The organism is Schaalia hyovaginalis (genome assembly GCF_014208035.1).
Taxonomy (GTDB): Bacteria; Actinomycetota; Actinomycetes; order Actinomycetales; family Actinomycetaceae; genus Pauljensenia; species Pauljensenia hyovaginalis.
Map to the genome: position 1 here is coordinate 2,025,701 of NZ_JACHMK010000001.1, position 12,188 is coordinate 2,037,888.

Annotated in this window: 9 protein-coding genes; 3 read left to right on the plus strand and 6 right to left on the minus strand. The window is 69.0% G+C overall.

Going from position 1 to position 12,188, the window contains the following annotated elements:
- Positions 1-111 precede the first annotated feature (111 nt).
- Positions 112-2,706, plus strand: coding sequence for a phosphatidylglycerol lysyltransferase domain-containing protein (locus HD592_RS12495; RefSeq protein ID WP_184453469.1), 2,595 nt, complete (start codon positions 112-114; stop codon positions 2,704-2,706).
- Positions 2,699-4,108, plus strand: a complete 1,410-nt coding sequence (locus HD592_RS08920; protein WP_184453471.1) for an alpha/beta hydrolase — start codon at positions 2,699-2,701, stop codon at positions 4,106-4,108. The genes HD592_RS12495 and HD592_RS08920 overlap by 8 nt, the downstream gene beginning before the upstream one ends.
- A 99-nt stretch (positions 4,109-4,207) precedes the next feature.
- Here the strand turns inward: HD592_RS08920 and HD592_RS08925 are convergent, their stop codons facing one another.
- Together HD592_RS08925 and HD592_RS08930 are read right to left on the minus strand one after the other, a co-directional pair.
- The gene (locus HD592_RS08925) at positions 4,208-5,284 is read right to left on the minus strand and encodes a hypothetical protein (RefSeq protein WP_184453473.1); all 1,077 of its coding nucleotides are present in this window, start codon (positions 5,282-5,284) and stop codon (positions 4,208-4,210) included.
- A gap of 87 nt (positions 5,285-5,371) precedes the next feature.
- Positions 5,372-5,863: a DUF1997 domain-containing protein gene (locus tag HD592_RS08930; RefSeq protein WP_184453474.1), complete on the minus strand. Its 492-nt coding sequence runs from the start codon at positions 5,861-5,863 to the stop codon at positions 5,372-5,374.
- A gap of 293 nt (positions 5,864-6,156) precedes the next feature.
- Between HD592_RS08930 and HD592_RS08935 the strand changes: the two genes are divergently transcribed.
- A complete protein-coding gene (locus HD592_RS08935; protein WP_184453476.1) occupies positions 6,157-7,650 on the plus strand; it encodes a Na+/H+ antiporter NhaC family protein in 1,494 nt (497 codons plus the stop codon).
- Positions 7,651-7,731: 81 nt separating this feature from the next.
- Here HD592_RS08935 and HD592_RS08940 read toward each other — a convergent pair whose 3' ends face one another.
- The 4 genes from HD592_RS08940 to larD form a co-directional block, all read right to left on the minus strand.
- Complete coding sequence (locus HD592_RS08940; RefSeq protein ID WP_184453478.1) at positions 7,732-8,703, minus strand: diaminopimelate dehydrogenase; 972 nt, start codon at positions 8,701-8,703, stop codon at positions 7,732-7,734.
- Between the two features lie 236 nt (positions 8,704-8,939).
- Positions 8,940-9,899 carry a HoxN/HupN/NixA family nickel/cobalt transporter gene (locus tag HD592_RS08945; protein WP_184453480.1) on the minus strand — a complete coding sequence of 320 codons (960 nt, stop codon included), beginning with the start codon at positions 9,897-9,899 and terminating at the stop codon, positions 8,940-8,942.
- Positions 9,889-11,376, minus strand: coding sequence for a nickel pincer cofactor biosynthesis protein LarC (larC, locus tag HD592_RS08950; protein WP_184453482.1), 1,488 nt, complete (start codon positions 11,374-11,376; stop codon positions 9,889-9,891). Before larC ends, HD592_RS08945 begins: the two co-directional genes overlap by 11 nt.
- Positions 11,377-11,450: 74 nt before the next feature.
- Positions 11,451-12,176, minus strand: coding sequence for a D/L-lactic acid transporter LarD (gene larD / locus HD592_RS08955; RefSeq protein WP_184453484.1), 726 nt, complete (start codon positions 12,174-12,176; stop codon positions 11,451-11,453).
- Positions 12,177-12,188: the final 12 nt, after the last annotated feature.

Genomic DNA, 12,188 nt, shown 5'->3' on the forward strand with positions numbered 1-12,188 from the left:
CCTCGCCGCAGGACCCGCCCGGCCTTCTCCGCCCATTGCGGCCCCCTCCCTCTAAAATCGGTGTCGACGCTTCCCCGGGCCGACAGGCCCTTCGATCCGAACGAGGTCCCCGTGAGTCCATCCACCAGCTCCGTTTCCGCCGACGAGGAAGTGGAGGCGCTCCCTCCCGCATCCCCTCTGCGACGCATCGGAGCGGCCGTCTCCCGAGTCGGACACGCCGCACTCGACCGGGCCCGCCGCACTCCCGCCTCGGTCGCCTTCGCCCTCTCCGTCCTCCTCGTCTCCGTCCTCGCCCGCGTCGGCGGGATCAGCGAGGAGTTCATCGAGGCCCGCGCCTCCGACCCGGGTCGCCTGTGGACGCTCCTCCTCGGCGTGTGGTCGACGCCCTCCTGGCACGCGGGCCTCGCCCTCGTCCTCGCATTCCTCGTCATCGGCGGACTCTTCGAAGCGGTCATGGGCACGAGGCGCTGGCTCCTCGCTTTCACCGCGTCCGCCGCGGGAGGCGTCCTCGTCGTCCAGGCCGCGCACGCGATCCTCGTCGCCACGGGATCGACCTGGGGCGACGAGCACGCCGCCCGCACACCGCTCATCGCGGCGATCTTCGGGATCGCCGGCCTCGCCGCCGCGGGCTCGCAATGGATGGGGGTCCTCGGACGCCGGCGCCTCCTCGCCTACCTCTTCGCCGCACTCATCGTCCTCGCCGCCTTCGGCGGCAGCCCCCAGGGCATCGGAGCGCTCGGCGGGGCGACCGTCGGGGCCCTCCTCGGCCTCGTCCTCGTTCCGAAGGGCCGTCACGCGCGCTCCCTCATCGGCACCCGCCACCGCGGACGCTCCATGATCGCCCTCGTGGTCCTCACCCTGTCCGCGGGCACCGTCCTCGCCGCCCTCTCCGCGCACGCGATCGGACCGCTGTCCACCGCGGCGCTCGGACTCGATCCTGGTGATCTCACGGCCGAATCCCTCGACCTCCTCTGCGCGACCTCGACGGATGCGGAATGCCAGAAGGCGCTCGCCGCGGTCGGCACCCGGGGGATCACGTCCCGCCTCCTCATGATGATGCCCTTTCTCCTCCAAGCGGCCCTCGCCCACGAACTCGCGAAGGGCCGAAGGAGCGCGATGATCGGCACGATCGTCCTCGAATCGACGATCGCCGTATTCGCGTTCGCCCGCGTCGTCGCGGATTCCCTCCAATTCGAGTTCTCGAACGCGACGGGCGACCTCACCCGGGTGCTCCTCCCCCTGTCCCCCCTCGCGCACCGCCTCATCCCCGTCCTCGTCCCCCTCGCGATGGTCGCGCTCGTCGCCTGGAACCGGGACTGGTTCACCGTCCGCTCGACGCGCCGGACGGTCCGGCGCAGCGCCCTCGTCGCCGGGCTCGCGCCGCTCCTCGTCGGGATCGCGGTCGTTTCCGCGGGCGCCGTCCTCAGGAACGCGACGGTCCCGGACGCGTCCCCGGCCCTCCTCGCCTGGAACTTCTTCGTGCGCCTCCTCCCGCCCTCAGCGCTCTCGCACCTCATTCCGACCCTCCTGCCCGTCACGGCGATCGGGCACCTCATCGTCGAATGGGCGCCTCTGCTCGTGTGGGCGGCCTGGACCGTGTCGGTCCTCCTCATCTCGACCTCGGGGCCCCGCGTCGACGAAAGGCCCTCCGCGAAGGCGATGGAGGTGAAGGACTTCGTCCGCGAGGTCGGCGCCGGCTCCCTCGGGTGGATGCTCACGTGGCCGGGGAATGAGCGCTGGCTCGCCGAGGACGGTTCCGCCCTCGTCACCTACCGGACCGCCTCCGGCGTGCGCCTGACGATCACGGATCCGGCGGCCGCCCCCGGCGCCCTCGAAGCCGCTGTCACCGCCTTCGCCCGCTCCGCGTCGGAGGACTCGATGATCCCCGCGCTCTACTCGGTCCACGCCGACACTGCACGCGTCGCACGACGCCTCGGGTGGACGACGATCCGCGTCGCCGAGGAAGCGGTCATCGACCTGCCGGGCCTGGCCTTCACCGGCAAGAAGTTCCAGGACGTCCGCACGGCCCTCAATCGCGCGGCGAAGGAGGGGATCCGAGCCGAGTGGACGAGCTTCCCCTCCGCTCCCGAGGGGATCCGCGATCAGGTCCGCGCGATCTCGACGGCGTGGGCAGGCGACAAGGCCCTGCCGGAGATGGGCTTCACCCTCGGTTCCCTCGCGGAGATCGACGATGAGGACACCCGTCTCCTGCTCGCGATCGACGAGGACGGGACCGTGCACGCGGTGACCTCCTGGCTGCCCGTGTTCGAGGAGGGCGAACTCATCGGCCTCACCCTCGACGTCATGCGGCGAAGGGACAACTCCTTCCGCCCGGTCATCGAGTTCCTCATCGCCTCCGCGGCGCTCGCCGCGAAGGACGAGGGGCTCCAGATCCTCTCCCTCTCCGGGGCGCCCCTGGCCCATTCGGGGCTCGCCCCCGCGGACCCGGAGCTCGATTCGACGAGCGCTCAGCGCTTCGCCCCCGTCCTCGATTCGGTCGGCGGTTTCCTCGAGCCGGTCTACGGATTCCGTTCGCTCCTCTTCTTCAAGAAGAAGTTCCAGCCCCGCTTCGAGCCCCTTTACCTCGCAGTCCCCGAGGTCCTCGACATCCCGGCCGTGTCGATGGCGATCGGGAAGGCGTACCTGCCCGACCTCGGGCCCGTCGACGCGGCGCGCTTCGCGCAGAGGCTCATGAAGAATGAGTGAGCTCGTCGATCAGGTGCGCCTCCTCGGCCCCGCGGCGACGCCCGGGGCGATCATCGCGGTGCTCCTCGTCCTCATCGTCCTCTGGGGAGCGTCGACGAGGCGCCTGCGCGCCAGGACTCACCTTTTCATGCTCTTCGCGGCGCTTCTCGTCACGGTCGTGCTCCGATTCGGGGTCGACGTGGTGTGGAGGCCCGTCGCCGATGGCTTCGGGTGGATCGTGTGGGCGTGGACGGGCGCAGTTCTTCTCGTCGTCGAGGAGGCGATCGCCGCCTGCGCCCTCGGCTCCGCCCGCTCCCTCGGCTCCGCCCGCTCCCGAAGAGGCCGAGCGGCCGATGAGGGCCCGCGAGCCCGCCCCTTCCTTCGGCTGATCGGCGCCCTCGCCGCCGTCATGTTCGCGGCGGGCGCGGCCGGTGTCGGGCTCAACGCCCACTACGCGGCCTACTACACCCTCGGGTCAGCCCTCGGACTCGGACTCGAGGCCGAACCGCTCGCCGATTCCGGTCTCGATCCTTCGGCGTCCGGGACGCCGATCACGCCCGATTCCGCCGCGGAGGGGACCTCGAACGCTCCCCTTGAGACGGAGTGGACCGCCCCGGATTCGATGCCCGCGTCCGGGAAGCTCCTCACCGCGCCTGTTCCCGCCTCCGATCCGGTCTTCCGTCCGCGCGACGCGTGGATCTACGTCCCGCCCGCCGCCCTCGTCGACGCAGCGCCGAAGCTCCCCCTTCTCGTCCTCATGGCCGGTCAGCCCGGCGAGCCGAAGCAGTGGTTCACCGCGGGGCGCCTCAAGGAATCGATGGATGCGTGGGCGGGCGCGCACGCCGGGCTCGCCCCGATCGTGCTCGTCGTCGACCCGCTCGGCTCCGCCCTCGCTAATCCCCTGTGCTCCGACGCGGTGGACGGCAGGGTCGCGACCTACATCGAGAAGGACGTCCCCGCATGGGCGGCCGCCCATCTCCCGGTGTCGGGCGACCATGCGCGCTGGGCGATCGGGGGCCTGTCGAACGGGGGCACCTGCACCCTCCAGGTGGTCGCGCGTTCCTCCGAGAGCCCCGTGTACCGCTCGTTCCTGTCGATGTCCTCCGAGCTCCACCCGAGCCTCGGCTCCGTCGAGCGGACGATCGCAGAAGGATTCGGCGGGGATCGCGCGGCCTATGAGGCGAATGATCCGCTCGCCCTCTTCTCGAAGAACCGCTATTCCGGCGTCGCGGGGATCCTCTCGGTCGGCGCTGAGGACTCCGGGTATCGGCCCGGAGTCGAAGACCTAGCCGCCGCTGCGAAGCGCGCGGGTCTCGAGGTCGAGTTGCGCACCTATCCCGGCGGGCACTCGTGGTCCGTGTGGTCGCAGGCGCTTCCCGATCAGCTCGATTGGCTCGGCAGGCGGCTCGGGCTCACGGCCTGAGGCCCCGGCGAGGGCGGGGGATCCTCGCCTCCCGCATGCGCACCGGCCCGCCCTCGTGAGTGACGAGGGCGGGCCGGCTTCGCGCTGCACGGGAGGGCTCTAGGCCTGACCCTCCTCCTCGGGAACGGTCTTCTTCCGAAGACCGGTGAGCCCCTTCATGCGTTTCGCGGCCTCCCTCGCGGCGTTCTTCGCTCCCCCGGCAGCGGCATCCGCGACGGTCCTCGCCCCGCTGGCCATGGCGGCCGTGGTGTCCCCGATCATCGCCTTCGTCTTGTCGCCCAAGGTGTCCGCGTCCCCGGCGAAGCTCGTCATCCTCACCGCCTCGAGGTACTCGGCCGCATCCACTCCCGGTGGCGGGAGTTCTCGGAGGTGCTTGAGCAAACGGGTCGATTGACTCTTCAACGAGACGAGGGTCATGCCTCCGGAGATCACTCCGCCGGCGACGGGAATCACCTTCGTCACGCCCTTCGCGAAGGAATCCTTGGTGATCTTCACCCCGATGAGCTTGAGCGTCTTCTGCACCACCGGGTACCAAACGGTCTTCGTCAGCGCCTTGTTCGCGATCTGCTTCTGGATCGCCGGACGGGCGACCTGCTGGGCGAAGTTCGCAAGAGAGAGGGAGGCGCCGCCCACGCCCATCATCACGCCGAGGAAGACCGCGAGATGAGCGACGGTCTCATCGTCAGCCGCTTCGAGGTCGCCGAGGAAGTCCTGCCAACCGTAGAGGTAGGAGAGCTTCTGCATGATACGGAAGGCGTGGACGTAGTACTGAGTGACATCGCCGGGGACGGTTGCGAGCATCGCGAGTCCGCCCGGGAGCCCCGCCGCGAAGGAGAGTGCGGCGGATTTCTTGGTCTCGAAATCGATGCTCGTCCGCGCCAGCGCATCGAGCTGCTCGATCGAGAATCCCGCCTGCGCCGGCGTCGACGACAGCGCCTCTGCGATCTTCGCGTCCGAGCATCCCGTCTTGCGGAGCTCCTTCCTCAGGAAGTCCCCGCGCTCGATCTTCACCCCCTTGAGGCGTATGACCGTTTTGAGGAAGCTCAGCGCGAAGGCCTGCGCCTCGGCTTGCTGCTCCGCCGTCAGTTCCGCGAGGGGCGCTTCGGTGCTCGACAGCGCTTCATCGGCGCCGCTCGCCTCCTGCGGGATCATCGATTGACCCTGCGTCTTCTCCATACCGTCATCCTTGTGAAATGAGATCAAGACATGCTGAAATGAGATCAAGACATGTGCGCCCGTTCGCGAGCGCGCATCGCGGACGAGTCAGCTCCCCGAGTATTCGAATTTCACCGTGAGACTCGGATCGATTCCGCGGATGATCCCGCCGTAAAAGCTCTCGCACTGCATCCGGAGGAACTCCGCATTATCCGCGATGTGCTGCTCCTTCCTCGAATCATTGAGGATCTCCGTGATCGCCGCGGATTCGTCGATATCCGGGGTGATGAAGCTAACGACGCCGTTGTCCTCAACGGCGACTTCGAAGCGGGGGTTGTTGAAACCGAGGAACTCGAAATCCGGCACGGTGATCGTGTACTCGGTGTCCCCCGTCTTCTCCACGGTCACGCTCTTCCCGTTGAGGCCCAGCTGCGCGTCGAATTTGTACTGGAAGTAGGACACCTTCGCTGACCCGGGGATGGTGAAGCCTCCGACCTTCGTCGCCTCCTCCTTCCGCTCGATCCCCTGGATCCCGAGGGCGAGAAGGACGATCTTCTCCTCTCGCTGGATCGATTCCACGACCCTGGAATCCGTCGTCACGGAGTTCGTCTCAATCAGCGGGGATCCGAGAAGCTTACCGATGTGGAAGGCTGTGAAGACTACCCCCCCCCCCGATGAGAACTCCTATGAGGATGCCGAGAATTTTCTTCATACCAGTCACCAGTCATCGTTGATGGAAGTCGAACAAGACAACAATAGAAGGTCGAACAGGCATTTCAGGATCACTTGACGCAGATGGCCCCGAAGTCCCCGAGTCGGTCCACCCCTTGAGCATCAATGCCATTCCTTTACCCGATCTATACCATCGGAGTACCTCAGCACAGGAGACTCCCATGCCGACCGATACCGCCCCCTCACTGGCTCCCGCGCCCGCAGAAACGCCCGGCCGACCGCCCTTCAAGGAGATCCTCCCCCTCCCCTCGATCCTCACGATCGGCGCGATCGCCCTCGTCACCCTCGCCCTCGACCTGTCCGGCCACCGCGTCAACTCGATCATCCTCGCGATCGCCGCGATGGTCGCCCTCTGCCTCATCAAGGTCCCCGTCACCATCGCCCTCCTCTCAGCCGCGCTCATCGGCGGCCTCCACGCGGGCCTCGGCATGGAGGGGACCCTCGCGGGCTTCAACGACAGCCTCCTCAGCGGCGCGCAAGTCGGCCTCACCTACGTCATGGTCGGCGCCCTCGCCGTCGCCCTGTCACGCTCCGGCATCATCGAGGTCTTCGCCCAGTGGGTCTCGAAGAAGGCCGGCGCCGACTCGGGAAGCGTCTCGCGAGGAGTGAAGTGGGCGCTCTACGGGCTCTTCATCCTCGCCTCCCTCCTGTCTCAGAACCTCATCCCCGTCCACATCGCCTTCATCCCGATCCTCATCCCGCCGCTCCTGCCCATCCTCAACCGGCTGCGCGTCGACCGTCGGGCCGTCGCCGCGATCCTCGCCTGCTCGATGAGCGCCTCCTACCTCCTCCTGCCGACCGGCTTCGGCGCGATCTACCTCAACGAGATCCTCCTCGCCAACGTCAACGAGTTCGGCGCCGCCTACGGGCTCAGCGCCACCGCCTCCATGGCGCCGAAGGCGATGTTCTGGCCGGTCATGGGCCTCGTCGCCGGCATGGCCTTCGCCGTCCTCGTCATGTACCGCAAGCCGCGCGACTACGGCGAGCCCCTTCCCGGCTCACCCCTCGCGATGCGGACGGGCGTCGAGGCGAGGCTCCGCCCCTTCCCCCTCGTCATGACGCTCCTCGCCCTCGCAGTCGCGCTCTTCTTCCAGATCGCCTTCGACTCCCTCCTCGTCGGCTCGATGATCGGATTCATCCTCCTCACCATCGCGGGGATCTTCCGGTGGAATGAACAGGACGACGTCTTCACCCGAGGGCTCCTCATGATGGCGCAGATCGCCGTCATCATCACCGTCGCCTCCGGCTTCGCGGGCCTTCTCAGCGCGACCGGCGAGGTCGAGCCCCTCATCTCGGCGGCAACCGCCTTCGTCGGCGGTTCGAAGGTCCTCGGCTCCTTCCTCATGCTCCTCATGGGCCTGTTCATCACGATCGGATTCGGCGACTCCTTCGCCTCCGTCCCGATCCTCGCGCCGATCTACATTCCGCTCGCCCTCGAGCTCGGATTCTCGCCGCTCGCGACGATGTGCCTCCTCGGCGCCGCGGCGGCCCTTGGCGACGCTGGCTCCCCGGCCTCGACGATCTCCCTCGGCGTCTCGGCGGGCTTGGGCGCCGACGGGCGCCACGACCACATCCGCGAGACGGTGATCCCGACCTTCCTCCACTGCAACATCGGGATGCTCCTCTTCGCGTGGACCGCCGCGCTCATGCTGTAGTCCCTCCCCTCCCCGCTTCAAGCGCCGCGCCCCGCCCTCGTCGATCATCGAGGGCGGGGCGGTGCGTCCTGAAGGGAGGAATCAGAGCCAGTGGGCTCGTAGATCATCCGGATCGTGCGGCGACAGGTCGGCCAGGGTGATGTCGAAGACCGTGCGCGCACCGGACTCGCCCCGCGCCGCCATGCGGGCGACCGCACGGCCCATGGCGGCGAGGACGGATCCTGTGAACTCCGGATTCGAGTCGAGTTCGAGCTCAAAGCCGATCCGCTGCCCCGTCCCCTCGGAGGTCTTCCCCTTGCGGATGACCGTGCCGCCGTGGGGCAGACCCGCGTGGTACTCCGCCATCTCCTCGGCCGTGATGAAATGGACCGTCGTGTCGTAGTCGGCGAAGTAGTCGGGCATCTCGGTGACCTCCTTCGCGATCCGGTCGAGGTCGGCGCCCTCGGCGGCGACGATGTAGCAGTCGCGCGTGTGCATCGAACGGGTGGTGAGTTCGACCTCGGCGCCGGACTTCACGGCCTCGACGGTTTCGGGCACGGGAAGCGTGTACTGGCGGGCGTCGAGCACCCCGTCGATGCGGCGGATCGCGTCCGAATGCCCCTGGGACACTCCCGGGCCCCAGAAGGTCGTCGAGGTCCCATCGGGCAGGACCGCGTCTCCGAGGACGCGGAGCATCGAGAAGAGCCCAGGATCCCAGCCGGTTGAGATGAGCGCGAGGTGGCCGGTGTATTTCGCGGCGGCATCGACCGCAGCGAAATAGCTCGGGATCTTCGCATGCGTGTCGAAGGAGTCGACCGTGTGGAAGAACTCCGCAGTCGCCGGACCCTGATATTCGAGATCGGTCGCAGAGCCCCCGCAGTTGAGGCAGACGTCGACCTTGTCGACCCACCCGGCTGCGTCCTCGACATGGATGACGGGGGCTCCGAGGGTCGTGATCGAGGAGGGGTCGCGGCGCGTGAATACGACGACGAGCTCCATGTCGTCGTTCTTCGCGATCGCGCGCTCCGCGCCTCGTCCGAGATTGCCGTATCCGTTGATCGCGACTCTGATCATCGTTCCTCCTCCTTCGCGTCCGGTCCGCGCATCGGGCACCGACCGGAAGGCCGATCGCCCGGTGCCGAGGAGTCGGCGAGCCGGGAAGGCCCTTCCGGGGTCAAGCTTGAACCGCAGCCATTGCCGCATCCGCCCGCGTCTCAACGCTCGGACCCGTGCGGGCGATGATCGAGAGGCTCGCGCCGGTCTGTAGCCCTTCGACCTGCTGCGACGCCGTCGCCCCGTCGAAGCCGGCCCTACGGGAGGCGGAGACTGCGCGCGCTCTTGCGGACGACGAGGACGAGGCAGCCGCCGAGGGCGAGGGCGAGGAGCCCCCATGCGATCGGCGTCGTGTCGAGGGCGGGAAGGGGCCGGCCCGTCGCTTCGGAGACGATCCCCATGAGGGTCGCCGAGGCGACGACGAGCGCGCACAGGATCGAGATCGCGGTGACGATCGCGTTGAAGCGCGCGCGGGTCGCCTCCTGGGCGCTCGTGTAGACGTAGAGCATGAGATTCGCGTTCACGGAGTCCCCGAGGGTCATGGCCGCCGTGAAGGCCAGTGGCAGCGCCATGAGGACGAGCGGGGCCGATCCCGACATCGTCGCGAGCGCGGTCATCATGAGGAGGGCGATCGTCGACGCCGTGTCGAATCCGAGGCCGAAGAGGATCCCGAAGAGGTAGATGTGCCCGACGTGGCGGACCTTCGACAGGGGCTTCGAGAGGAGACGCGCCCACGGCCCCTTCGGTCCGTGCGAGCCGTGGTGGTGGGAGAGGTTCGGGACGTTCGCCGCGGCGACGGCGAGAAGGTATGAGGCCGAGACTCCCGCGCCGATGAGACCGAGGACCCTCGCGGCGCCCGACTCCGCGCCGACGATGTCGCGGATCCATGCCGCGCCGCTCGTGACGGCGAGGCCGGCGACGAGGACGACCGTCGAATGGCCGAGGCTGAAGGCGAGGCCGACGCCTTCGGGGGCGCGCCCTTCGCCGAGGAACTTGCGGGTGGATCCGTCGATCATGCACAGGTGGTCGGCGTCGAGGGCGTGGAGGAGGCCCCGCGAGTAGGCGAAGGCCGCGAGCGCGAAGGGCACGGCGCCGCAGGCGCGCCCGGCGATGAGGAGGACGAGGGCGAGGAGGTGGATCCCCGCGATGACGAGGATCGTCGGCAGGTGTTTGATCCGCGCCCCTGCGCGCAGGGCCCGCATGCTGTCAGTGCTCATCGTCTTCTTCCTTCCCTGTGAGATCGGTGCCGGTCCCGTGTTCGTCGAGGACGGCCCCCGGCACGAGCCCCGCGGCGACGATCGCCGCGGCCGCCCGTTGGGCGAGATCGGATTCGTGGCATCCGCTGCGGCGGGCGAGCTCGGCGATCGATGACCATTCGGCCTGCGCGTGGACGACGCGTCCTCGGCGTTCGCCGATCTTGACGAGGAGCGTTCCGCTCCCGTTCGGCAGGTCGATCGCGATCGAGCGCCACCGGCGGTCGAGGGCCGTTCGCAGGATCGGCGTCTGGCGCACGCCGAGGGTCGAGGTCCTCGTCAGGAGGACCTCGACCGCGTCCGCCCGGTGCCCGTCGTCGACGAGGGCCGAGATCGTGAGGGCGGGGCGGCCCTTCTTCATGTGGATCGGCGTCGCCCACGCGTCGAGGGCGCCGACCCCGAGGAGGGCGTCGATGACGCCGGGGACGAGGCGATGATCGAGGTCGTCGATGTTCGCCGCGATCTCGACGAGGGACGAGGACGCATCATCGGTGTTCGAGGGGGCGGAAGCGTGGAGGGCCCCGCGCCCGGCCTCCCCCCTCGTCGGCGCGGGGCTCGCGTCCTCGTCGATGAGGACGACGCGGACGACGTTCGCCCAGGCGGGGAAGTCCTTGGCTCCGGCGCCCACGCCGTTCGCGAGCGGCGTGCCGGAGGGGAGGCTGCTCGCGGCGGGGGCGAGGGCGCGGATGAGGGCGAGGCCCGTCGGGGTCGCGAGCTCACCGATGTCGCGAGAATCGGCCGGCAGCGCCGCCTCCTCCTCATGACCGGGGGCTGCCTCGTGGGAGTGAGGGTGAGGGGCGTGGGCGTGCTCATGGGCGTGCGCGTGGTGATGCGTCTCGTCGTGCGCGTGCTCGTGAAGATGCGCGGAGTCCGCTGCGTCGGCCTTCGCGGGCAGTGCCCGGACCGTCCAGCCGGTCGCGAGTTCGAGGACGGCGGGCACGGGCACGGGCATCGCGCCGTGGGCCGCGCGGACCCGGCCGTTGCCGAGTGCGACCCAGGACGCGCGGACCTCGTCGACGCCGAGGAGCCGGATCGCCTCGCAGCTCCCGACGACGTCGGCGATCGCGTCGAGGCCGCCCACCTCGTGGAAGTGGACCTCGTCGAGGCCGAAGCCGTGGACCTTCGCCTCGACGCGGGCGAGTGCTTCGAAGACAGCGAGCGAACGTCGACGGGTGAGCGGGTGGAGGGCGGACTCCTCGAGGAGGGCGCGGATCGCCGCCCATGTCCGTTCGCACGAGCGGTCGCCGACTTGGACGACTCGGGCCCGGCGGGCGCGCATCGCGCCGCGGCGGGTCTGCTCGGTCGACAGCTCGATCGCGCCGGGGACGACCGCGTCGATCGCGGCGCGCACTCCCCCGATCGGGGCTCCTGCGTCGATGAGGGCGCCGAGCAGCATGTCGCCCGCGACTCCCGCGGTCGCGTCGATCCAGAGGGTGGTCATGGGATCTCCTGAATTCGTTCCGAAAGCACTGCCCGGTCCCGCCGAGGGGCTGAGGCTCGGCGGGACGGGCGGGGTCACAGGCCGAGCGGCAGGACGTAGCGGAGGAAGAGCGCCGCGGCGATCGCGCCGACGAAGGGCGCGGTGCCCGGGACGATGAGCCCGTAGGCCCAGTCGTTGTCCGCCTTGTTCTTGATGGGCAGCACCTGGTAGGCGAGCCTCGGGCCGAGGTCGCGGGCCTGGTTCATCGCGAAGCCCGTGGTTCCGCCCAGGCCCATGCCGACCGCCCAGACGATGAGTCCGACGGCGATGGGGAGCTGGACGGTGAAGTTCGGGTTCTTGTCGACGGCGAGGATCGCGGTGAGGAAGATCGTCGTCGCGAGCGCCTCGACGAAGTAGTTGCGCGGGAGGTTCCGGCAGTTGGGGTTCGTCGAGAAGATGTTGCGCACGGCGATCGGGTCGACCTCGTCCGCGGAGGCCTTGAAGTGGTCGGCGTACATCACCCACACGATGAGGGCGCCGACGAAGGCGCCGAGCAGGTCGGCGATGGCGACGGGGACGAACATCGACCACGGGAGGAGGCCGAGGATCGCCTGGGTGAGGGCCATCGCCGGGTTGATGCACACGCCGCCGAAGATCCACAGGACGACGGAGATGCCGAAGGCCCAGGTCGTGATCGCGAAGATGTGGCCGGAGCCGCGGTACTTCGTCTTGACGAGGACTTCGTCGCTGTGGACGCCGACGCCGAAGAGGATCATGAGGCCGGTTCCGAGGAACTCGAAGAGCAGTCGCTGCCAGTCCATGGTGTCTCCCTG

Coding starts and splice junctions, on each gene's coding strand:
- HD592_RS08920 (WP_184453471.1), top strand. CDS start 2,699: ATGAGTGAGCTCGTCGATCAGGTGCGCCTCCTCGGCCCCGCGGCGACG.
- HD592_RS08935 (WP_184453476.1), top strand. CDS start 6,157: ATGCCGACCGATACCGCCCCCTCACTGGCTCCCGCGCCCGCAGAAACG.
- larC (WP_184453482.1), bottom strand. CDS start 11,376: ATGACCACCCTCTGGATCGACGCGACCGCGGGAGTCGCGGGCGACATG.
- larD (WP_184453484.1), bottom strand. CDS start 12,176: ATGGACTGGCAGCGACTGCTCTTCGAGTTCCTCGGAACCGGCCTCATG.
- HD592_RS08945 (WP_184453480.1), bottom strand. CDS start 9,899: ATGAGCACTGACAGCATGCGGGCCCTGCGCGCAGGGGCGCGGATCAAA.
- HD592_RS08940 (WP_184453478.1), bottom strand. CDS start 8,703: ATGATCAGAGTCGCGATCAACGGATACGGCAATCTCGGACGAGGCGCG.
- HD592_RS08925 (WP_184453473.1), bottom strand. CDS start 5,284: ATGGAGAAGACGCAGGGTCAATCGATGATCCCGCAGGAGGCGAGCGGC.